General features: G+C 39.3%; 20 protein-coding genes and 2 tRNA genes. 12 read left to right on the forward strand and 10 right to left on the reverse strand.

From position 1 onward, the window contains the following. Positions 1–41 precede the first annotated feature (41 nt). The 3 genes from F960_RS04420 to F960_RS04430 all read right to left on the reverse strand — a co-directional run bounded on the left by F960_RS04420 (position 42) and on the right by F960_RS04430 (position 950). Positions 42–680: a YfjT/YkfB family phage-associated protein gene (locus F960_RS04420; RefSeq protein WP_004858937.1), complete on the reverse strand. Its 639-nt coding sequence runs from the start codon at positions 678–680 to the stop codon at positions 42–44. 100 nt (positions 681–780) lie between these two features. Next, a tRNA-Leu gene (locus F960_RS04425) sits at positions 781–866 on the reverse strand. Positions 867–876: 10 nt separating this feature from the next. Beyond that, positions 877–950 (reverse strand) — tRNA-Cys (locus F960_RS04430). 152 nt (positions 951–1102) lie between these two features. Here F960_RS04430 and folD point away from each other — a divergent pair. The 5 genes from folD to F960_RS04455 all read left to right on the forward strand — a co-directional run bounded on the left by folD (position 1103) and on the right by F960_RS04455 (position 7510). Next, the gene (folD, locus tag F960_RS04435; RefSeq protein ID WP_004858939.1) at positions 1103–1951 is read left to right on the forward strand and encodes a bifunctional methylenetetrahydrofolate dehydrogenase/methenyltetrahydrofolate cyclohydrolase FolD; all 849 of its coding nucleotides are present in this window, start codon (positions 1103–1105) and stop codon (positions 1949–1951) included. A gap of 249 nt (positions 1952–2200) precedes the next feature. After that, the gene (locus tag F960_RS04440; RefSeq protein ID WP_004858942.1) at positions 2201–2869 is read left to right on the forward strand and encodes a class I SAM-dependent methyltransferase; all 669 of its coding nucleotides are present in this window, start codon (positions 2201–2203) and stop codon (positions 2867–2869) included. 276 nt (positions 2870–3145) lie between these two features. Further along, positions 3146–4168 carry a 1-acyl-sn-glycerol-3-phosphate acyltransferase gene (locus F960_RS04445; protein ID WP_004858944.1) on the forward strand — a complete coding sequence of 341 codons (1023 nt, stop codon included), beginning with the start codon at positions 3146–3148 and terminating at the stop codon, positions 4166–4168. Next, positions 4165–4998, forward strand: coding sequence for a phosphatase PAP2 family protein (locus F960_RS04450; RefSeq protein ID WP_004858945.1), 834 nt, complete (start codon positions 4165–4167; stop codon positions 4996–4998). The genes F960_RS04445 and F960_RS04450 overlap by 4 nt, the downstream gene beginning before the upstream one ends. 19 nt (positions 4999–5017) lie before the next feature. Continuing rightward, positions 5018–7510 (forward strand): PEP/pyruvate-binding domain-containing protein, encoded by a 2493-nt coding sequence (locus tag F960_RS04455; RefSeq protein ID WP_004858947.1) that lies wholly within the window; start codon positions 5018–5020, stop codon positions 7508–7510. 120 nt (positions 7511–7630) lie between these two features. On the opposite strand, the gene F960_RS04460 is transcribed toward F960_RS04455, so the two are convergent. Both F960_RS04460 and lipA read right to left on the reverse strand, forming a co-directional pair. Further along, positions 7631–8728: a hypothetical protein gene (locus tag F960_RS04460; protein ID WP_004858951.1), complete on the reverse strand. Its 1098-nt coding sequence runs from the start codon at positions 8726–8728 to the stop codon at positions 7631–7633. A gap of 254 nt (positions 8729–8982) precedes the next feature. Further along, entirely contained in the window at positions 8983–9963 is a 981-nt protein-coding gene (gene lipA / locus F960_RS04465; protein WP_004858955.1) for a lipoyl synthase, read from the reverse strand. 348 nt (positions 9964–10311) lie between these two features. Here lipA and F960_RS04470 point away from each other — a divergent pair, with 348 nt between their 5' ends. From F960_RS04470 to F960_RS04495, 6 genes are read left to right on the forward strand one after another with little or no spacing between them, the layout of a single operon-like run. Then, positions 10312–11274 (forward strand): thiamine pyrophosphate-dependent dehydrogenase E1 component subunit alpha, encoded by a 963-nt coding sequence (locus F960_RS04470; RefSeq protein WP_004858959.1) that lies wholly within the window; start codon positions 10312–10314, stop codon positions 11272–11274. Positions 11275–11289: 15 nt separating this feature from the next. After that, positions 11290–12309 (forward strand): alpha-ketoacid dehydrogenase subunit beta, encoded by a 1020-nt coding sequence (locus tag F960_RS04475; protein ID WP_004858962.1) that lies wholly within the window; start codon positions 11290–11292, stop codon positions 12307–12309. A 1-nt stretch (position 12310) separates the two neighbouring features. Then, a complete protein-coding gene (locus tag F960_RS04480; protein ID WP_004858965.1) occupies positions 12311–13867 on the forward strand; it encodes a dihydrolipoamide acetyltransferase family protein in 1557 nt (518 codons plus the stop codon). A gap of 10 nt (positions 13868–13877) precedes the next feature. Continuing rightward, complete coding sequence (gene lpdA / locus F960_RS04485) at positions 13878–15278, forward strand: dihydrolipoyl dehydrogenase (protein WP_004858967.1); 1401 nt, start codon at positions 13878–13880, stop codon at positions 15276–15278. An 11-nt stretch (positions 15279–15289) separates the two neighbouring features. After that, positions 15290–16075 carry an acetoin reductase gene (locus F960_RS04490; protein WP_004858970.1) on the forward strand — a complete coding sequence of 262 codons (786 nt, stop codon included), beginning with the start codon at positions 15290–15292 and terminating at the stop codon, positions 16073–16075. A gap of 21 nt (positions 16076–16096) precedes the next feature. After that, the gene (locus F960_RS04495) at positions 16097–17155 is read left to right on the forward strand and encodes a 2,3-butanediol dehydrogenase (RefSeq protein WP_004858973.1); all 1059 of its coding nucleotides are present in this window, start codon (positions 16097–16099) and stop codon (positions 17153–17155) included. 141 nt (positions 17156–17296) lie between these two features. On the opposite strand, the gene F960_RS04500 is transcribed toward F960_RS04495, so the two are convergent. The 3 genes from F960_RS04500 to F960_RS04510 form a co-directional block, all read right to left on the reverse strand. Next, a complete protein-coding gene (locus F960_RS04500; protein ID WP_020846822.1) occupies positions 17297–18667 on the reverse strand; it encodes an amino acid permease in 1371 nt (456 codons plus the stop codon). Between the two features lie 311 nt (positions 18668–18978). Beyond that, positions 18979–19113 carry a hypothetical protein gene (locus F960_RS23100; RefSeq protein WP_004858979.1) on the reverse strand — a complete coding sequence of 45 codons (135 nt, stop codon included), beginning with the start codon at positions 19111–19113 and terminating at the stop codon, positions 18979–18981. Further along, positions 19106–20332: an MFS transporter gene (locus F960_RS04510; protein ID WP_004858982.1), complete on the reverse strand. Its 1227-nt coding sequence runs from the start codon at positions 20330–20332 to the stop codon at positions 19106–19108. Before F960_RS04510 ends, F960_RS23100 begins: the two co-directional genes overlap by 8 nt. 248 nt (positions 20333–20580) lie before the next feature. On the opposite strand from F960_RS04510, the gene F960_RS04515 reads away from it, so the two are divergent. Further along, complete coding sequence (locus tag F960_RS04515) at positions 20581–21159, forward strand: TetR/AcrR family transcriptional regulator (protein WP_004858985.1); 579 nt, start codon at positions 20581–20583, stop codon at positions 21157–21159. A 69-nt stretch (positions 21160–21228) separates the two neighbouring features. Here F960_RS04515 and F960_RS04520 read toward each other — a convergent pair whose 3' ends face one another. Together F960_RS04520 and map are read right to left on the reverse strand one after the other, a co-directional pair. Then, entirely contained in the window at positions 21229–22371 is a 1143-nt protein-coding gene (locus F960_RS04520) for an OmpW/AlkL family protein (RefSeq protein WP_004858987.1), read from the reverse strand. Positions 22372–22704: 333 nt separating this feature from the next. Beyond that, positions 22705–23529: a type I methionyl aminopeptidase gene (map, locus tag F960_RS04525; protein ID WP_004858989.1), complete on the reverse strand. Its 825-nt coding sequence runs from the start codon at positions 23527–23529 to the stop codon at positions 22705–22707. Between the last annotated feature and the right edge of the window lie 160 nt (positions 23530–23689).

Consider the following 23689-nt stretch of genomic DNA (forward strand, 5'->3'; position numbering starts at 1 on the left):
TACCTGTCTTTTCATTTTAATATTCATTCAATATTTAAAAATTAAGTTGCATCCTCTGCGGACTCTGATTCGGTATCATCTTCTTCTTGGTCAGATTTACAATAATCAGAAGGGAGCTTCAAAAGCTCAGCGGGCTGATTTTGGAAAATAAATTCACGACGTACAGTTTCTTCCTCACGACCTGTTTCTGGATTGAGTTCATTCATATAGTTTACGATTTTCAGTACGCGGGCTTTGTACATCGCATTTTTAAAGTTTTCAAATTGCGCGGGTTGATCGTCATGGAAGGGATCAGCAAAACTTTTATCATCGAGGAAAAACTCAACACGATCAGAATACTTGTCATAAGCTTTCAGTTCGTCAGCACCATCTTCATCTTCGATAAGGAAGTAAGGCTTCTTGTTTGGATCTTTACAATTTAATGCCATGGAAATTTGCCAACGCTTAGAGGTGCGATTGCTGATATAGGCAAAGTGATGTTGATCTTTTTGAAAATACAAATACAGCCATTGGTCTTTGGGCAAATTTTTATAAAAATCTTCTTCCTGACCTTTTTTCATCGTTGCTAGATCAATTTTATTTTTATTTAATGCGATATGGTCTTCGCTCGGTGTATTTTGACAAGCACTTAAAAATAAAGTTGAAAAAGAAAGTATTAAGCAAGCTAATTTATTCTTCATATCATGTTCCATTGATTATTTTTTCTTATTATAAATTTTAGGCATAAAAAAACCAGCTTTCGCTGGATCTTTTATTGACACCATCTTTAAAGATTAAAAATGGTGCCCGGGGCCGGACTCGAACCGGCACGCTTTGTGGGCGGGGGATTTTAAATCCCCTGTGTCTACCTATTTCACCACCCGGGCTTTACCAAGTTGGAGGCGGAGGTCGGAATCGAACCGGCGTCCACGGAGTTGCAGTCCGCTGCATGACCACTCTGCCACCCCGCCTTGACTTGGTGATGCACATATTAGCAACCTTTGAAAAAAAAACAATAGTGTCATTGAATGATATGCACAGAAAAGCATCATATAGAATAAAATTGTCTAAATAATCATGTATTATTTGCAAAATTGATTCATATCTACTTTGGAGATGTGCCGTGGCATTAGTTTTAGATGGTCGTGCGTTGGCAAAACAAATTGAAGCTGATTTGTTAACTCGTGTTGAAGCTTTGAAAGCGAAAACAAATCGTACCCCAATTTTGGCAACAATTTTAGTCGGCGATGATGGAGCATCTGCGACTTATGTACGTATGAAAGGGAATGCTTGCCGTCGTGTCGGTATGGATTCTTTGAAAGTTGAGTTGTCAAAAGAAACAACAACAGAACAATTATTGGCTGAAATTGAAAAATTAAATGCCAATCCAGATGTGCATGGCATTTTGTTGCAACATCCAGTTCCAGAACAAATTGATGAGCGTGCATGTTTTGATGCCATTTCACTTGAAAAAGATGTAGACGGTGTGACTTGTTTTGGCTTTGGTCGTATGGCAATGGGCGAAGCTGCTTATGGTTCTGCAACACCTGCAGGCATCATGACGATTTTAAAAGAAAATAACATTGAAATCGCGGGTAAACATGCAGTTGTGGTTGGTCGTTCAGCTATTTTGGGTAAACCAATGGCAATGATGTTGTTGCAAGCCAATGCAACTGTGACGATCTGTCATAGCCGTACCCAAAATCTTCCTGAATTGGTCAAACAAGCGGATATTATTGTGGGTGCTGTTGGTAAGGCTGAACTCATTCAAAAAGATTGGATCAAACAAGGTGCAGTTGTGGTTGATGCTGGCTTCCATCCACGTGATGGCGGTGGTGTAGGTGATATCCAATTGGTTGGAATCGAAGAAGTTGCAAGTGCTTATACACCTGTTCCAGGTGGTGTTGGTCCAATGACAATTACGACTTTGATTCGCCAAACTGTAGAAGCAGCAGAAAAAGCTTTAGGTTAATAAGATCTAGAGTTGTTGTTCGATACGCGTAATCGTCATTCGCAACTGTTCGAGGCAGGACTACATTTGATATGAAATGTTTTTGCAATACGAATGATTTGTTGATGGTATATAACGAGTTTTGCGAATGACAATGGTTTTGCCTACTTTTCCCGAAAGAAAAGTAGGTCGAACCGAAGGTTAATGAAGAATCAAAATTACAATGGAAAGACTCCGTTGTGTGGGTAAATCAATTAAATAAGAACGCATATGAGCTGTACTTTCCAATTTCAAAAAGCCCCAGAACATTTACTTCAAGCACTACACGAAGTGATTCCAAATTGTGAGTTAATTACTCAGCAGTTACCTGAAACGCCTATTTCACTTTGGTTGATTCCTCCTGTTTTTTCTAACGATCGTTTGGATGATGAGGTGATTCGCCGTATTTGGAATGAAACACCGTATTGGATTTTTTGTTGGGCATCTGGCTTAGCGATGGCGCAGTGGTTACTGGCTGAACCACATCACGTGAAAGATAAAGTTGTTCTTGATTTTGGCGCAGGCTCAGGCGTGGTGGCAATTGCTGCAAAGATGGCGGGTGCGAAACGTGTAATATGTTGTGATATTGATCAAATTAGTTTAGCTGCCAGTCGTGAAAATGCATTATTAAATGATGTAGAGCTTGAATATTTAGATGATTTATACAAAGCAGAACAGGTCGATGTACTCCTAGCTGCCGATGTTTTATATGATCAATGCAATCGTTTTTTCTTAGATGAATTTTTAAAATTTGCACCAGAAGTTTGGGTTGCTGATAGTCGTGTAAAAAACTTTAGCCATCCAAAATATCAAAAACTGGATGAGAGAAGTGCGACTACATGGCCTGATTTGGATGAAGCCAAAGAATTTCGAAATGTGAGTTTTTATAAAACAGTGTGAAAGAAAGATTTCGCACTGTTTAAATAAAAATGTTGAAAATGAATGCTCTATTTTTATTATTATAAAAACATTAATTATCAATAGATTGCTAAGAATTATTTTAAATGTCTATAAAATAAACATAAAATGATTATTGACGAAGCGCCATCTTGGAGTTTTTAATCAAGCTTCAAGTATTTTTAAAAGATTAATAAATAACAGCTTAAAAGATGACAAATTCTAAATAAGTCCTTTATATCAAGAGCTGCCTAACCTTTTCAAACATAGGTAATTCATTTGAAAACATTAAGTACTTGGCATGTGGTTCTAGCAAAAATAATGACAGGTTTTTATTTTTCTAAGATCCAAGTCCAAGGTAAATTGTCACACAAACCGACCTTATATATTGCCAGTCATCGAAATGGTGCGACTGATGGACAGGTTTATACTTGGGCTTTGGGCAAAACACCATCACTTATCTCGATCCAAATGCTGAGAAAATGGTTCTTGCGAATTATTTTTGATGGTATCGCGGTCGTGCGTCCAGTGGATACGGAACGCTATCGGATTTCAGCAGATCAAGTGGCTTCGCCGATTGAAGAGGCGATCAAACAAATTTCTGTGGGTGGTTCGCTGTGTTTGATGCCTGAAGGGACGAGTGAGTGGGGCTATCGACCACAAGAATATAAGCAAGGTATGGCAAAAATCGTACAGGAACTTAAGGCGAAAGGTATAGATTTTGAAGTTCAGGCTGTGGGTGTTTTTTATACTAAACCTGATGGATTTCGTAGTCGTGTTTCTATCATTTTAGCTGAACCTTTTTTACCGCAGTCGGTTGAAATAGATGAAATATTTCATGAAATGTCAGATAAATTGGATGATGTATCAGTAAATTGTCAGTCTGTGGCAGAGTTTAATCAACGCCAATCCTTTGCTTGGCAGCAAGCTCAAATTGCAAAGCAAGATTATGGGCTGGCATTTTTATCAGCGGATTTAAATACTACTCATGCATCATACCAACCTGCTCAAACTCCGATTTGGCAAAGTTCTATAAAAATTATCATTAAGCTTATATTTGTCCTGACTTTCTTCCCAACTGTACTCTTTGCAAAACTGGCTGAAAAAGGCGCTGATGGCCGAAATAATGTGACATTTTTCCGACTTTTAGGCGGATTTTACGGTTCTATTTTGACACTTATTTTATGGATTGTACTGTTTTTTATTGATTTAAGCTGCGCAATGGCTTGGATCGTATCTGCTATTTTATCTTGGTATTTTTATCCTGAACCTATGCCTAAAGCATTGAAGGACAATGCATGAATAAAAAAATAACTTCAGCTTTTCTCGCGATAATATTGATTTTCTTGATACTTGCTGCGATTGGAATATATAAGTCTGCCCAGTGGCAAACTTTTGGATTATTTTCATTGGTCTCTGTTGTTTGGTTGATTGGTGTTTTTATTCTAATTAAAAAACCAACATGGTCATGGTTCGGACTGTTACTGTTCTTATTGTCATGGGGCGTGTTCCCGTTGATGAGTTTTATAGCAAAATATGTATTGTCGTGGTCTGCAGATTCATTGCTAGAACAGATCGATCGTAAGATTTGGGCAGGGCATATTTTATCGGACTTTTTACGATATGAAGAATACCCCGTATTTTCCGATCTCATTACTGCTTGTTATTTTTTCTTTTATTTTTTAGTGGTCGGCAGTGTTATTTATTTTACGATTCACCGAAAAAAGCTTATCGGAATCGTATTTTTTAATGCAATTATTACCCTTTATTTGATCGGATTTATTGGCTATATATGCCTGCCAGCCGCAGGTCCTGCTTTTACAATCTCTCCACAAGTTGGAGGTGGTGGTCAGCTCACACAAAGCATTACTAAAATGGTCAATGATGGTGTGACGGGAATGGATGTTTTCCCGAGCTTACACACCGCGATCTCACTTTTTATCGTTGGTTATTTGTGGCAAATTGGGCTTAAAAAGATCAGTATCTGTATATTTCCAATCACTTTAGGCACTGTTTTTGCTACCATTTTTTTACGATATCACTACGGAATAGATATGTTATGCGGTGTTTTGATCGCAATAGGTATGTTATTTCTCTCTGCTCAATGGCTTAACAATCAACAAAAAACTTAAATCAATTTGGATAAAAAACATGAATAAGAACATATTTATTGCGTTTAAAGAAGCGGAGCACTTCGAGGTTAATCTTGTCGGAGGTAAAGGTGCTGGCCTGATTCGCTCGACGCTTGCAGGGCTTCCTGTCCCAGATGGTTATGTTATTCCTACCAGTGTATATAGCGCATGGTTTACGCCGTTAAAAGCAGAGATAGAAACAGCTTTGCTTGGCATCAAACAGGCGCAAGAAAAAAGCCAAAAAATACGTGAAATATTACAAGAAAAACCTTTGCCAGATGAATTGATCAAGGCATTGGATGAACTAGAGAAAAAATTTCCAGAAACTTACTTTGCTGTTCGGTCTTCAGGAAGTGCTGAGGATCTGCCCGGAGCTGCTTTCGCGGGTTTGCATGACACAATTTTAAATGTCAAAGGCGTTGCCGCACTCGAACAAGCGATTAAGCAATGTTGGCTATCACTTTGGAATCCTGAAGTGATCATCTATCGAGAAAAATTGGCAGTGCCAGACGATGCAGCCGCTATGGCAGTTGTGGTACAGAAAATGGTTAATGTCACTGAACATGAGGCGGCTGGTGTGGCATTTTCCATAGATCCTGTCGGTGAAAATATCGAAAATGTGCTGATAAATTCTGCCTTTGGTTTAGGTGAAACCGTCGTAGCGGGGGAGGCTGAGGTTGACGAATTTAGAGTTGACCCTGCAGGTGCAATCAGTTCAGAGCATGTTGCGACAAAATTGCACGCCTTGGTTCGTAAAGATGGAAAATCGTGTGAAATAGAACTGGATGATTCTCTTAAAAATACAGCATCGCTTAAGCCAGAGCAGGCTGCAAGAGTGGCAGAACTCGCTCGTCTTGCTGAGAAATATGCCTCATTTCCACAAGATATAGAATGGGCTTTTGAAGGTGATCAGTTATTTTTACTTCAATCACGTCCAGTCACACGATTTGCGCCACGTTGGACAAGAGATGAATCTGCTGAGCGTTTTCCAAATCCTGTCACGCCACTGACTTGGCAATTGTGTGAGGAAGGGTTCCATACCTCATTAAATTATTCTTTTAAACTGATGGGTTTGCCACCATTTCATGATAAGTGGTTTGTTTTAAAAGATAATTATGTTTATGGCAATCAAAATGCAGTACGCGTTTATGCAGGGCGTATGCCGATTGCCTCACTCAATACAGCAGAAAAATTGGCGCAGTTTATTGAATCAGGTGGGCTGTGGCAATTTACTTGGATCAGTGAGTTGCCAACGCGTTGGATGAATGATCTTGATTCATATTTACTGGCCATTGGTCGATTTAATCATATTGATTATCAGCATAAATCTATTGCAGATTGTTGGTCGTTATTGCAAGAAATAAATACCTTGGGAACGGCATATTTTTTACCAAATATTGCGATATCTTTAACACAAAATTTACTGTATCTAACCTTAGGTGCGGTACTAAAACAATTTGTGGGAGACCAAGCTCAATCGGTATTTGATCAATTAATTTCTAATACTGAAACGAAAACCAGTATTGTTAATCAATCTATGTGGCAAATTTCACGTGAAATACGTGAATATCAGACGCTAGTGAATACTGCATTTGAAAACCCGCAAACGCTATTGGATCACTTGAAGCAATATCCAGAAATTTATAAAAAATTCACTCAATTTTTAGATCAACATGGACATCGTGAAGTAGATTTTGATGCTTATCATGCGACGTGGTTAGAAGCACCACATATCGTATTTGCACAAATTCAGATGATGGCAAAACAAGAGGAAGATCATCATAAGGCGACGTATTGGCAAAAACGTGATTTGATGTTGGCGACTGAGCTTGAGTTGCTGCGTAACGTGCCGGAAACTTTTAGATTTTTCTTGCAAGAGTTGATCCGTTTAGTACGTACATATACGGCGTTGGATGATATTGAGCATTACCATACTACACGACTGACGATCCCATTTCGTAAGGCAGCACATGAAATTGGTAAACGCCTTGTTAATTATGGCGCACTCAATGATGCATGGGATGTATTTTTTATCCCACCAAAAGATTTGGGAAATGCGATAGATTCACATGATTTTAGTCATATTCGCAGCATCGTAAAATATGAAAAATCACAGTATTTATCTGCTTGTCAGCGTACCGCTGAGTGGGTATATGGTGAAAAAAATGTCTTTGCTGAGGATGGAGCGACGACTCGAAAAGGTTTGGGTGGAAGCTCTGGACAAGTTGAGGGTTCGGTCTATGTGATTACAGATCCAAATCAATTTGTGCATTTCCCAGAAGGGGCGATTTTAGTTGCGAAAACGACAAATCCAGCGTGGACACCATTATTTTATCAAGCAGTAGGTGTGATTACTGAAAGCGGTGGTCCACTTTCACATGGTGCTGTTACAGCTAGAGAGTTGGGAATTCCTGCGGTAATGAGTGTACATGGTGCTTGTACTTGGTTGAAAAATGGTGACAAAGTCAAAATAGATGGACAAAGTGGTGCTGTGATATTGCTTGAAGAATAACTTAATATAGAGACTTGGTAGAGATTGTTTCAATGAAGCGATCTCTAAAAAATCTATGATAGGCATTATGAATAGCTGTACTTGCTTATTCATAATGCTGTTAGATTTCATTTACTTATATTAAAGACGCAATAATATTTTTTCTCTAAATTGATGCTCTGCAGGAAGTAATTCAAGTATGCGTTGCATCGCATCAATCCGTTCTGGAATACGTCCTACCAATTTAAGAAGTTGATCAACATCTTCCATTTGATAGATCAGATGGCTTAAGCGAGCGTCAAAACAATCACGCCATGCGGATAAAATCGGGCTTTCAGATTTCGTTAAAAAACTACCTTTATACAGTGAAAAAGTGCTGGCTAAAAAGCCTGCATCGAGTGATTTTTCAGCTCGTATAAAATCTGCTTGTACTTCACATGACAATTTATAAGGACGTGAAAGTATACACTCAGGTAAAAGTGTTCTGAGCTGAGAAAGTTCTGCTTTTAACGTTTTTTCACTGATATCACGATCACCATACAAGGCATAATGCAATTCATTTAAGCTGATGCCTTCGGGATGTAAAGCCAAAATACAGAGAATCTCAATTTGACGATGGGTAATAGTCAGGATTTGTTGATTAAATTGAATTTGTGGTGTGCCTAAAGCTTTTATGTATAAAACATTTTTTTGTTCAAATTGAATCGAGCGACTCACCAATTCTGCACAGCGTTCAACTGCCAAAAGCCCCAGCGAACTATGTTTTTTATATTTGGTTGAAAGGTTAATAATCCCGTGAAATTGACCAGAAATTGGATCTAAAATTGGTGCAGCATAACAAACCCAGTCTCGTACACTATGCATTTGATTTTCATGTGAATAAACACAACTAGAAGTATGGTTGTTGAGTGCTAAGCCAATAGCATTTGTCCCAACAGCTTGGGTTGACCAATGACCACCCTCAACGAAATGTACTTGTTCTGCAGATGAAAGCATCGGACGGCTACTCCAAGTCCAAAGTAGTGTACCTTGGTGATCAGTCACGCCGATCGCCATGCCAGAATCTTCTGCAATTTTCAGTAAATCCTGATGCGTATGTTGGATCGATCTGCGAAATAGTGAGGGTTGTTCTTCTTGTGTTAATGTGACCAATGGTGCAGATGTAACGCCATCAAGATTCACAAAATGCGTGGTTTGTAGTCGTTGAGCTGGGTTTTGTAATTTATTCCAGAGATCCATATCATATTCCTTTATGATTGATGTGTACTGATCAACATACCCTACTGTATTTATAATATTTATCAGATTTAATATATGTTGAAAACTTTCAATTGTTATCTTACGGTTTTTTAATCTATCACTATTTTAAAATCGCTGAGTAATGCGATATAAAAATATTTTAAGCCTAAATCTTAGAAAAAATTTCGTGTAAAACATATACAACTTTGGTTTGGAAAAAGCTCTACTTTGTAACTCAATTTTTGCACCGCAATTTAGTTTTTTTCACGTGAAAAGGGTTGCGGTACAGCTTCACCTTTATATTGGCGATCAGCAAAATAACTCGAACGAACCATAGGTGCACTCCAAATATTTTTAAAACCTAATAATTGACCATGAGTTTGATAATGCTCAAATTCACGTAGCGAAACAAAACGATGAATTGGGGCATGAGATTTGGAAGGTTGTAAGTATTGTCCAATGGTGATGAAATCGACTTGATGATCACTGAGATCATTAAGTAAAACAATGACTTCAGCTTCGACTTCACCCAGCCCAACCATTAAACCGCATTTGGTCGCAATATCTGGTCTGAGTTGTTTAAATTTTTTCAATAAATCAAGGGAATGCTGATAATCTGAACCGGGACGCATGGCACGATATAAACGTGGCACAGTTTCAATATTGTGATTAAACACATCAGGTGGCGTTTCACTGAAAATTTTTAAGGCAATATCTAATCTGCCACGAAAATCAGGCACAAGAATTTCAATCAATGTATCTGGACTTGTTTTACGAATTTCATTAATACAATCAGCAAAATGTTGTGCACCACCATCTTTTAAATCATCGCGATCCACTGAGGTAATGACCACATATTTCAGATTTAGATTTTTCACTGACTCTGCTAAATGTTTCGGTTCATTTACATCGAGGGCATTGGGACGACCATGTGCCACATCGCAAAACGGACATCTTCGTGTACAAATATCACCCATAATCATAAATGTTGCTGTGCCACCACCAAAGCACTCGGGCAGGTTTGGACAAGCCGCTTCTTCACAAACAGTATGTAATTTTTGCTGACGTAATAGGCTTTTTATCCGTGCAATCTCATCAGGGTGGCTGATTTTGGCACGGATCCATTCTGGTTTTTTGGGAATTTGTTCTGTTGGAATAATCTTTACAGGGATACGCGACATTTTATCTGCGCCACGTAATTTTTCACCTGTAATAACTGAGCGTTTTAAATTCATTTTAAATCGTCCATTAAATAGTAAATTAAAATAATATTAAATTACAAATATATTTAAAAACATATTTATAGAAAATAAATAAATGCAAAATAATAATATTATAAAATAAAGGTTGGTTAAAGGTTTGGTTTTTTAAGTTTTTGAAAATTATAAAAAATTACAATTATTTTTGAATGTTTAAATCTTTGTTTTTAATATTTTTATTTATTTTTTAAAAATAATATTTTTTTAGTCTAATATTAATTATTTTTAAAATGAATTTATATAAATATATGGATTTTAAATGTCCATATTGATTATTTTAAAAATATGGTTTTACTTTTTGAGTAAATGATAAGGATGAAATATATGCAATTAACGGAAGAGCAATTGCTAGCAGCATACCGACGGATGCGAGATATTCGTGAATTTGAGGATCGACTTCACGATGAAAACAATACGGGTGATATCCCCGGTTTTATCCATCTTTATAGTGGTGAAGAAGCTGTTGCCGTCGGGATCTGTGAAAATTTAACGGATAAAGATTTTATTACTTCGACACATCGTGGGCATGGACACTGTATTGCCAAAGGTTGCGATATTCACGGCATGATGTTGGAAATTTTTGGTAAAGATGACGGACTTTGTCGAGGCAAGGGTGGCTCAATGCACATTGCTGACTTAGACAAAGGCATGTTAGGTGCAAACGGGATTGTGGGTGGTGGTCCTCCTTTGGCGATTGGTGCTGCGTTGACAGCCAAAACCCTAAAAACTGGTGGAGTTGGTTTGTCTTTTACTGGTGATGGTGGTTCGAATCAAGGCTTGACTTTTGAAGCAATGAATATGGCTGTAGTTTTAAAATTGCCTGTGGTTTTTGTCTTTGAAAATAATGGTTTTGGTGAAGGTACAGCACATGATTATGCTGTCGGAAGTAAAGATATTGCAGGACGTGCAGCAGCATTTGGTATGCCTGCTGAAAAAGTAGATGGTACTGATTTCTTTGCGATGTATGAGGTTGCACAAAGAGCCATTGAGCGTGCACGCCGTGGCGAAGGTCCAAGTGTGATTGAAAGCGTAACCAATCGTTTTTATGGTCACTTTGAGGGAGATCCTGGACTGATTCGTTCTAAAGAAGAATTAGATTTTGTAAAAGAGCATAAAGATCCTTTGAAAATTTTCCGTGAAAAAGTCAAAGGAAAAATTGATGAAGCCAAACTGGATGCGATTGACGCTGAGTCAAAAGCCAATATTGATGCTGCAGTTGCTAAAGCACGTGCTGCCAATTATCCAGAAGTCTCTCAACTTCTTACAGACGTTTATGTCTCTTACTAAAGGAATAGTAAAGCAATGCCAAATAAAAGTTATCGAAACGCGATTAAAGAAGCGATTGAATTAGAAATGCGTCGTGATCCAAGTGTGATCGTGGTGGGTGAAGATGTTCGTGGTGGGCATGGCGGTAAAAATACCGATGACAATAAACTTGAAGGTTTTGGTGGTGTACTCGGTGTGACCAAAGGCTTGTGGACAGAGTTTGGTTCAGAGCGTGTGATTGATACTCCGATTACAGAATCTGCAATTATCGGGATGGCGGCAGGCGCTGCTGCAACAGGTTTACGTCCAGTTGCAGACTTGATGTTTATGGATTTTTACGGTGTGTGTCATGACATGCTGTATAACCAAGCCGCTAAATTCCGCTATATGTTTGGTGGTAAAGCCAAAGCCCCAATGGTGGTGCGAGGCATGATTGGTGCAGGTTTTTCGGCTGCGGCACAACATTCTCAATCACCATACAATGTTTTTGCTGCTGTGCCGGGCTTAAAAGTCGTGGTGCCATCAAGTGCTTATGATGTTAAAGGTCTTCTTATTCAAGCGATTCGTGATGATGACCCTGTCGTATTTTGTGAACATAAACTTTTGTATGACATCAAAGATGAAGTGCCAGATGGTGCATATACCATTCCATTTGGTGTAGCAAATTACACACGTCAAGGAACAGATGTCACGATTATTGCGCTGAGTTTAATGGTGCATCGTGCCAATGAAGTTGCAGACAAATTGGCTAAAGAAGGCATTTCGGTTGAAGTGGTTGATCCACGTACCATTTCACCACTTGATGAAGAAGGCATTTTGGAATCCGTCGCTTCAACAGGTCGTGTGGTGATTGTGGATGAATCAGCAGCACGTTGTGGTTTTGGTCATGATGTCGCGGCATTGATTGCACAAAAAGGTTTTTATTATCTCAAAGCGCCAATCGAATTGGTTACGCCACCACACTCGCCAGTACCATTTTCACCTGTATTGGAAAAAGAATGGTTACCAAGTGTAGAACGTATCGAACAGGCTGTACGTAAAACTTTGGAGGCTTAGGATGAGCGAAATTAAAACCCTAGAAATCCCAAAATGGGGTTTGTCGATGGAAGAGGGTACGATTGCCCAATGGCTGATTCAGGAAGGCACTGCATTTAGCAAAGGTGATGAAATTTGTGAAATTGAAACCACAAAAATCGTCAATGTGCTTGAAGCACCTTTCGATAGTACATTACGTAAAATTATTGCCAAATCAGGTGATACTCTAATTGTCGGTGGAATTATCGCAATTTGTGCAGACAGCCAAGTTTCAGATGCAGAGATCGAAGCATTTGCACAGTCTTTGGGTGGATCAAGCGCAGCAGTAACTGAGACTAAATCTGCGGAAGTGGTTGCTGAAAAAGTAGCGACAACGCCTGTGGAAACAAAAGTTCAGAGTGTGGCTGTACAAAATAATGCAGCAAACATTGCTGGAAATAGTGCAGCAAATAGTGCGAAACCAATGGCAAAAGGCGGTTATTCAGTGCCTGCAACATTGCAAGGTTATCAGCAAGTCGATGATATTTTCACGACACCGCATGCTTTGAAATTAGCTGAAAAACATAATGTCAATTTGGCACAAATCTCAGGTTCTGGGCGTGAAGGTCGTATTAGCGTCAAAGATATTCAGCTTGCTGTACAAGCCGCAGGTGGTTCTTGGCCAGATGTGCGTCATCAATCAAGTGGAAAAGTTGCAAAATCTACAGCTGATGATAGCCAAGTTTTGGCAACACCAGTCGCACGCCGTTTAGCTCAGCAATGGGGGATTAATTTACATGATTGCCGTGCTTCGGGTTCACGTGGACGAGTGTCAAAAGAAGATGTTGAAGCCGTTTATCAACGTGAAAATCCAACCGTTGTAGAAACGATAGGTGCTGTAGCAGAAACGGCACAAGTCACAGCAATCCCAATGAATGGTATGCGTAAAGCTATTGCCTCACGCTTACAATCTGCAAAACGAAATGCTCCACATTTCCGTTTAACTATTGATTTAAATGTCGATGCAGTTCAGGCACTGCGTCAGCAAATTAATACAACCGTGCCACAAGTTAAATTGTCTATTAACGATATGTTAATTAAGGCAGCAGCGGCAGCATTAATCAAAGTCCCACAAGTCAATGTACAGTTTGATGAAGAAAATCAGCAAATTTTACAGTTTGATCAAGCGGATATTTCTGTTGCTGTAGCAATCGAAAATGGTCTGATTACACCGATCATCAAAGCAGCCAATCGCAAATCTTTGGCACAGATTTCAACGGATATGCGAGATCTTGCAACACGTGCCAAGACAGGAAAACTTGCACCAGACGAATTCCAAGGCGGTAGCTTTAGTATTTCAAACTTGGGAATGTTGGGAATCAAAGCATTTGATGCAATTATCAATCCACCGCAAGGTGCAATATTGGCATTAGGCTCAGCAGAAAAACGTGCCGTTGTGGATGGTGATGCTGTGGTGATTCGTGAAATTGTGACTGCAACATTGTCTTGTGATCATCGTGTGATAGACGGTGCATTGGGTGCAAAATTCTTAGCAGCCTTTAAGCAGTTTGTTGAAAATCCTGCATTGATTTTAGTGTAGGAGAACAAAAATGTCAGATACACAATTTGATGTCATCGTCATTGGTGCGGGTCCGGGTGGGTATGTGGCTGCGATTCGCGCAGCCCAACTCGGCTTAAAAACAGCGATTGTTGAAGAAAAGCATTTGGGAGGTATTTGCCTAAATTGGGGCTGTATTCCAACGAAAGCACTATTAAGTGGTGCTGCGGTAGCTCAGCAACTCAAACACGCAGGTCAGTTTGGTTTCACGGTAGCTTCAGTAGATTTTGATATCCAGCAATTGGTTCAACATAGCCGCAAAGTCTCTAGTCAGTTGGTGCAAGGCATTGGACAATTGTTGAAAAAAAATCAAGTCACTGTTTTTACAGCGAGAGCACAGTTTATCGGCAAAGAACAGCTTGAAGTGACTGATGTTGATGGGAAAAAGCAACAGATTTCTGCGCCACATATTATTGTGGCGACAGGGGCTAAAGCTGCCAACTTAGCGCAAATACCCGTCGATGGTCAGCATGTTTGGAGTTATAAAGAAGCCCTAATCCCTGAAGAATTACCTAAGTCTCTTTTGGTGGTCGGCTCAGGTGCGATTGGCAGTGAATTTGCCAGTTTGTACCAAGATTTAGGGTGCCAAGTGACCTTGGTCGATATTGCTAAGCAAATATTACCAAGTGAAGACCTAGAAGTTGCCAAGTATGTACAAAAGCAGTTTGAACAGCAAGGTATGCAGGTGCTGACCGATGCTGCTGTACAGAAAATTGAAATTGTTCAAGGGCAAGTACACTGCCATGTTGAAACTTCATCAGAAGTAAAAGTGATCATCGTGGATAAGGTACTTTCTGCGATTGGCGTAAGACCAAATTCACAAAATCTTGGCTTAGAAGCTTTAGGAATCGAGTTTGAAAATGGCTTTATCAAAGTAGATCAGTGGTGCAAAACCAATGTGGTCGGTGTCTATGCGATTGGTGATGTGGCAGGCGCACCATGTTTGGCGCACAAAGCCAGTCATGAGGCGATTTTATGTGTGGAAAAAATTGCAGGCGTTGCCAATGTCCATGCTTTGGATCGCACGCAAATTCCGGGTTGTATTTTCACTCATCCACAAGTGGCAAGTATTGGTCTAACTGAACAGAAAGCCAAAGCTGCGGGTTTGAATGTCAATATTGGTAAATTCCCGCTACAAGCCAATGGTAAGGCTTTGGCTTTAGGTGAAACGGCTGGATTTGTAAAGACTATTTTCGATCAGAAAACTGGCGAATTGCTCGGTGCTCACATGGTTGGTCATGAAGTGACTGAACATATCCAAGGTTTTGCGATAGCCAAATATTTAGAAGCGACAGATGAAAGTTTAGCGCAGGTGATTTTCCCACATCCAACGTTGTCTGAAGCGATGCATGAGTCTGTTTTATCGGCAATGCAGCGTGCGATTCATATTTAAGGAGCGTAGCTATGCCTAGAGGATTAAATAATAAAGTTGCTTTGATCACAGGTGCAGGACAGGGCATTGGTCGAGGTATTGCATTAAGACTGGCACAAGAAGGTGTGCATATCGCCTTGGTCGACTTAAATCAAGAAAAATTGGATGCCGTAAAAAGTGAAGTTGAAGCATTGGGTGTCAAAGCATCAACGTTCATTGCAGATATTTCTGATCTTGCCCAAATCAGTAATGCAATTGATCATGCAGAATCAGCGCTCAATGGTTTTGACATTATTATCAATAATGCGGGTATTGCCCAAGTTCAAGCTTTAGCAGAAGTGACTCCAGAGGAATTTCGTAAAATCACGGATATCAATGTGGGTGGTGTGCTTTGGGGGATCCAAGCTGCGGCAAAGAAGTTTAAGCAACGTCAACATGCTGGAAAGATTATTAATGCATGTTCAATTGCTGGGCATGAAGGTTTTGCCTTGCTAGGTGTTTATTCTTCAACTAAATTTGCAGTTCGAGCATTGACACAAGCTGCTGCGAAAGAATATGCCACTGCGGGTATTACCGTAAATAGTTATTGCCCCGGTGTTGTTGGAACAGATATGTGGGTTGAAATCGATCAGCGTTTTTCCCAAATTACGGGAGCACCTGTTGGTGAAACCTATAAGAAATATGTGGACGGAATTGCTCTAGGACGTGCAGAAACACCAGATGATGTTGCATCTTTAGTAGCTTTCTTGGCAAGTGAAGACTCTAACTACATAACGGGTCAGTCCATCTTGACTGATGGTGGAATGGTTTATCGTTAATTTTAATCAAGGAATAACACGATGAAAGCAGCTCGTTTTTATGATAAAGGCGATATCCGCATAGAAGATATTCCTGAACCCCAAGTTTTACCCGGAACAGTAGGCATACAAGTCGCTTGGTGTGGTATTTGTGGTACAGACTTGCATGAGTTTATGGAAGGTCCCATTTTTATACCACCATGTGGGCATCCGCATCCCATTTCTGGAGAATCTGCACCTGTGACGATGGGGCATGAGTTTTCAGGTGTGGTTTATGCCGTAGGTGACGGCGTGACTGATATTGAAATTGGTCAACATGTCGTCGTTGAACCATATATCATCGCTGATGATGTACCGACTGGACCGAATGACAATTATCATTTATCTAAAGATATGAATTTTATCGGTTTGGGTGGTCGTGGTGGTGGATTGTCTGAAAAGATTGCCGTGCAACGCCGTTGGGTACACCCGATTTCCAATGATATTCCTTTAGATCAAGCTGCATTGATTGAGCCTTTATCTGTTGGTCACCACGCTTATGTGCGAAGTGGAGCAAAGGCAGGTGATATTGCGCTGGTGGGTGGAGCAGGTCCAATCGGATTGTTATTATCGGCCATTTTAAAAGCCAAAGGCTTGACGGTTATTATCACTGAACTGAGTGCGAAGCGTAAAGAAAAAGCACTTGAGGCAGGCGTTGCAGATTATGTTTTAGATCCATCTCAAGTGGATGTTGTTGCTGAAGTCATGAAAATTACCCAAGATCGTGGCGTAGATGTGGCTTTTGAGTGTAGTAGTGTCAATAAAGTCATGGATACTTTAGTGGCAGCCATGAAGCCCACAGGTGTAGTGGTGATCGTGTCAATCTGGAGTCATCCCGCAACCATCAATGTGCACAGTGTGGTGATGAAAGAACTGGATATTCGAGGCACCATTGCTTATGTGAATGACCATCAAGAAACCATTCGCTTAGTAGAGCAAGGCAAGATTAATCTGGAACCATTTATTACCCAGCGTATTGCACTGGATGATTTGGTGGCAAAAGGCTTTGACACTTTGATTCACAATAATGAGTCAGCAGTTAAAATTATTGTTCATCCTTAACCCTAAAATAAATCCTCTTCCTAGTACTTATATTTAGATACTTAAACCAAAGATGAAAAATGTTTAAGTAGAATAGGATGGTTTGATTAGCCAATTTCAAGTCTTTGACTTAAATTGGCTAAATCACATAAAAATGAAAATTTATTTTGGATCTGTATTTTGATCTTTTAAACCCAATAATTTATATAAAATAAACATGGCAATGATCCAGATTGGGATTAAGATCACCGATTCTTTAAAGTTCTGAGTCCACATAATATATAAAATCATCACAATGAAAATCAGCACGATATAATTGCTGATCGGTGAAAATAGCGCAGGAAATTTACTGGTTTTCGCTTCATCTCGCATGGCTTGTCTAAACTTAAGATGAGTAAAACTGATAATTGCCCAATTCAATACCAAAGCAGCAACCGCCATATACATCAAATGACTGAGTGCTTGTTCAGGAGCAACATAGTTAAGTAAGACGCAACCAAAAATCAAAATAGAAGAGAAAATAACGGCAGCGATAGGCACGCCATTTTTACTTAATTTTTGGAAAATTTTGGGTGCATTGCCTTGTGTAGACAAGCCATAGAGCATACGACTGTTGGCAAACATGCCACTGTTATAAACTGAAAGTGCGGCTGTCAAAATGATAAAGTTGAGCAAATGCGCTGCCCAACTGATTCCAAGCTGGCTAAAGATCATCACAAAAGGACTTTTATCTAAGCCACCCAAATCGAGTTGATTCCACGGAATCAATGACATGATAATAGCTAAAGACGCCACATAAAAAATCAATATACGGAAAATGACTTGGTTAATCGCTTGAGGAATACTTTTTGAAGGATTTTCTGCTTCGGCAGCTGTCATACCGATCAGTTCAATACCACCAAAAGCAAACATCAAAAAGGCGAGCATATAAAATAGCCCAGAAAAACCATGCGGGAAAAATCCCCCATGTTGCCAAAGATTTGTAAATGATGCTGTTGAATCAGGTCCTGCACTCAAGAGTAAATATAAACCAAATACAATCATCGAAATCACGGCAGCCACTTTAATAATCGCTAACCAAAACTCAGATTCACCATAAAACTTAACATTGCTTAGATTGAGCAAAGTCACCAAAATAAAGAAAACAAATGCAGGCACCCAAGCAGGGATATGTGGCCACCAAAAATGGATATATTTGGCTACAGCAGTCAGCTCAGTCATGGCGACTAAGATATAAACGACCCAATAATTCCAACCAGATAAAAAGCCCGGAAATCTGCCCCAATATTTTTGTGCAAAGTGACTAAAAGAACCAGCAACAGGTTCTTCGACGATCATTTCACCCATTTGGCGCATAATCAAAAAGGCAATTAGGCCCACGATGGTATAGCCCAAAATAATCGATGGACCAGCAGCTTGAATCACTTGTGCAGAGCCTAAAAATAAACCAGTACCCACTGCACCGCCCATGGCGATCAGTTGAATATGTCGATTTTTTAGCGCACGTTTTAATTGAGGAGATGAATTATTCAAAATACAAAGCGAAGAATAAAAGAAACAATTGTAATGGATTGGTTATCGAACGCCTAGCGTAGTTTAATTTTCACGAATCGAAATCGCCTGATATTTTATAAAAAATGGCTTTTAACTGCATTGAACATTATTTAGAAGCGACTGTTAATGTATAAGAGTTGAGCTTGTTGGCTTGATTGTTTAGATCTCTCAAGATCGCCGTCTAGCTATATATCATTTTAAAAAACGTGAGGAGTAGTTCCTCACGTTATACGTCATTTGAAATTTTGAAATATAGACAGCGTCTAGCATTTGAATCTTGCTATAAAAAATCAGTGTGGACAAAAAGCCATATTAAAATAATCAAATAGATAAGGGGTGTTCATCCACAAGATAATAGCCAAAGCCATCAATAACACCACCGCAATGATGATCATTGTTTTTAACCATGAAAATGAATTAGTCATCCACAACTGCCTCCTCATTGACAAAATAGTGTACGGCAACTGCAAAGAAACTGAGGAAAATCGCACAACCCCAGATCATATTATAATTGCCCGTCATATCATGATTGAGCCCACCGAGCCAACCACCAAAAAATGAACCGACTTGGTGAGTGAAAAATACTACACCACTCAGCATAGTAAGATATTTTACACCAAACATATTGGCAACTATACCATTGGTGAGTGGAACTGTGGAAAGCCAGAGTAAACCCATGACCACACCGAAGGCATAAACAGTCCAGATACTGAGCGGTAGCAATAGAAAAGCAATGATGGCAATCCCACGGATCCCATAAAGCCACATCAATAAATGCGGTTTAGAATAACGGTCGCCTAACCAGCCTGCGGAATAAGTCCCGACGATATTAAATAAACCAATTAAAGCCAAGAAAATCGTCCCTGTTGAGGCATCAAAACCGTGATCAATGAGATATCCCGGTAAATGTATTCCCAAAAATACCACTTGGAAACCACATACTAAAAAGCCCAAAGCTAACCATAGGAAGGGTTTATGGTGAGCTGCAATATTTAAAATCTGTTTAAAGCTAAGCTCTGGCGCATTGGCATTTTTTAAGGATTTAGGTACATGATAGGGCGGTGCATTTAAAGTGAGCGCAAGCGGTATGATTAAAGCAACTAAAATTGCGCTCACCACCAATGCCGCTGACCAACCGATATGCTGTAGCAACAAAAGCGTTGTTGGCAACATGATAAATTGACCAAAAGAACCCGCAGCACTAGCGATCCCCATAGCCATACTACGTTTACTTGGATGCGCAGCACGTCCAACGGCTGAAAGTAAAACAGAAAATGAAGTTGCCGATAGCGCTAAACCAATAATAATCCCGACACTAAAATCCAGTAGCCAAGCGGTCGAACTGATCGCCATGAGCAAAAGCCCAATGGTGTATAGAACACCACCTACAGCAACAACTTTTTTACTGCCATATTTGTCAGCAAGCGCACCAGTAAAAGGCTGCACAGCACCCCAAAATAGGTTTTGTATAGCGATTGCAAGGCTAAAAACTTGATGGCTCCAACCAAACTCATGACTCATCGGAACAAGGTAAAGACCAAATCCATGTCTGACACCCAAGGACAGCGCTAAAATAAAAGCACTCCCGATAAGCATGATAATCAGCGGTTTAGAAAATTTATATTGTTGCTGTACTGTTTCCATGGCATTCCTTTTTGCAATTGAAAAATATTTCCATTGAAAATCAATTGCTTTTTAGTATTTTAGATACTGCATTGTGCCTATTTAAGTGTCTATTCATCTTGAGAATATCAAGAAGTAGCTTAAACGATACAAAAATATAGAAATAGATTATAATCATAATCTATAATCAGGTTCTATATTTTTTTTAATTAGTTTTAATTTGAATAATCATGTGATTTTTTTGCTAAATTTGGATAGGAATTCGCATTATGCCTCGTGTATCAAAACAATTGGCGGCTGAAAATAGAAAAAAAATTGAAAATATCACCTCTCATCTGATTCGAGATCGTGGATTTGCTGTGAGTGTTTCAGATCTTATGCATGCTGCTGGATTGACGCATGGAGGTTTCTATAAGCATTTTCAAAGCAAAGATGAACTCATTGATATCGCTTGTAAGGATACCTTTGAGCAGTCAGTGAGGAAATGGCAAAATATTGTTGATACTTCAGAAGATGACCGTGGGGCATTAAAAGCAATTTTTAATCGTTATTTGTCAGAGCAAAATTTAGAAAATCCGGGTACAAGCTGTCCTTTATCTACATTAAGTATTGATGTTGCGAGAGAGCCAAGCGAGAAACCAGTCAAGCGATCTTTTCAGGATGGGGTAGAGGCTTTACTGAAAATCTTATCTGAACTTGATGCTGGTGAGGCGCAACAAGAATTTTCTAAAAATGCGCTAGTACAGCTGAGTTTACTTTCTGGCGCATTAACATTAGCACGTTCTGTTGATCATGATTTAGCAGTGAAAATACTTGAAACAGTACGTGAGTTTATGCAGGAAAATTGAGCCATTGGAGACTGTCAAAATAAATAAAGCGATCTAAGATCGCTTTATAAGTCTAAAACGAAGTCCTATTTAGAAGCGATAACCCACACCGACATAGGTAATCAGAGGGTCAATATCGATTTTAGTTTTAGCACTAATCAACTGTTTTCCTGTGTTTGAGTCGGAAATCGTAATTTTTGCATCACTACTCATTGGTGCATAGCTGACAGAACCTACTGCAAACCAATTTGGGTTGAAGTCATAGGTTGCCCCTAAAGTGGCGATTGGGGCCCAAGCATCATCAGCTTCAACTTTGATTTTAGGGTTTGCTGAAGATGTTTTACCATCCAATGCCGCACCAGCCTTGCCATCTAAAACATTTTGGATCATATGACCAGCGGCGATGAGGTCATTGCCAATTGCATCATCAAGTTTTAAATGCGTAAAGTGTGCATACATTACCCCGACACCCACATAAGGCCTAAATTTATTGACCCCAGTTTTACCAAATTGATAATGCAGCTCAGCAGCAGGTAACCAAGCCGTAGCGGAAGCCGCTTTTTTAGATTGTGCTAAGTTGGTGATTGGAATCTGGGTATCTAAAGGAATCCCTCCGATACCATTGATTAATCCATTAGCGATTGAGTTAACTAAGCCAGGAGGAAGCTTACCTTCAGGCGTAGCAGTACCAAGAACAGGTGCATTAATTTGTCCTTCACCTTTAATATCTACTTTAGGCGGAACCCCAGCTTTGATTTCCAATGAAATATTATCGGTAAAAAAGTAGTTGCTCATAATACCGAAAGTATCGACATCTTCAGCTTTCAAGCCAGCATTTGCATTACTCCAACTGTCTAAGCTCGTGATATTTGCTTTACCACTCATGTCAGCAGTTAATGTGCCATTTTTTATTAAACCTAATGTTTCACCCAACTTCGCTATTTGCTGAAGCTTTGATTTTTTAGCATTTCCATCTTCAGTATCGGCAATTGCATTCGTAACTGTATCCAATTGCACATCGCCTACAGCATAGTCACCTTTTGATACAACAGTGTTGATATTTACACCATTAGGATCACCTTGTGGCGCGGCATGTAACCAACCTGCAGAGATAGAGAAACGCTTAAAGCCATCACCATCCTTTAAGCTAAAGTAGGGTGAGTCTGCAAATAAATGCCCTGAAACTCCAAAGATAGAAGCTGAAGTAGCGAGATATAAAATAACTTTTTTCATAAGGGGACTCCATGTCCGATCAATCGTTCGTGTTTTTATAAGTCGCCATTATTTAAGATTATTCGAAAATTGAATGTAGGGTTTAAATACGCTTTTCTTTAAGCTTTGTGTAATTACATACGTTTTTGAGGGGTTTAAGTAAAAAAATAGTGGTCTCATGTAATGAAGATTGCATAATGTTACAGAATTTGAATGTTGTAAATTATATTGATGATTAATATATTTTATTATAAATCAATTAAATGAGTTTTTAGAAGCTTAGAGTTTAATAAAAAAGGCCATAATATGTATGACCTTTTATTCCATAAACCTTCATCTAAGGTCAATGACAGTTTAGTTTTTGAAGCGCGAAAGATCTTCTTCAGGACGTGCTGTAAGTACTTCTACACCGTCTTTTGTGACCAATAAAGTATGTTCATATTGAGCAGACAATTTATGATCTTTGGTTACAACAGTCCATTTGTCACCCATCAAACGAGTTTGCCAAACACCCGCATTGACCATTGGCTCGATGGTAAAAGTCATACCTTCTTCAAGTACCATGCCTGTATTTTGCTGACCATAGTGCAAAACTTGTGGTTCATCATGGAAAACAGTACCGATACCGTGACCACAGTATTCACGGACGACACTGAAGCGCTCTGATTCAACGTATTTTTGGATCGCCGCGCCAATATCACCAATGGTTGAACCCGGTTTAACAGTTGCGATACCACGATACATGGCTTCTTGAGCAACATGACAAATACGATTTGCAAGTACAGAACCTTCACCAATGACGTACATCATATTGGTATCGCCGTGGTAACCATCTTTGATTACAGTGACGTCGATATTTAAAATGTCACCATTTTTTAAGATTTTTGATTCAGAAGGGATACCGTGACAAACCACATGGTTCACTGAAGTACAAATCACATGCTGAAAAGCAGGGCGACCTGGAGCTGCACCATAACCTAAACAAGCTGGGATTGCATTTTGGACATTGACGATATAATCGTGACAAATTGTATCGAGTTCGAGTGTGCTGACACCTGCTTTAATATGTGGTTTGATCATATCCAAGACTTCTGCCGCCAGTCTTCCCGCCACACGCATCTTTTCAATTTCGTCTGCAGTTTTGATTAATCGACGTGGAGCTTCGTAAGTACTATTCATGATCTTTAAAAACTTTTGGAAATTTGTAGGTGTATATGGTATAAATAGCCGCCCATTTTATCAAATGCTTTTCGTGAATAATTTTTGAGACAAGTTTTAAGGCTGGTTTTTAAAATAATATTCACTTAAAAAATATGATAAATGGTGAAACTAAAATCCG

This window comes from Acinetobacter gerneri DSM 14967 = CIP 107464 = MTCC 9824 (assembly GCF_000368565.1).
Classification (GTDB): Bacteria; Pseudomonadota; Gammaproteobacteria; order Pseudomonadales; family Moraxellaceae; genus Acinetobacter; species Acinetobacter gerneri.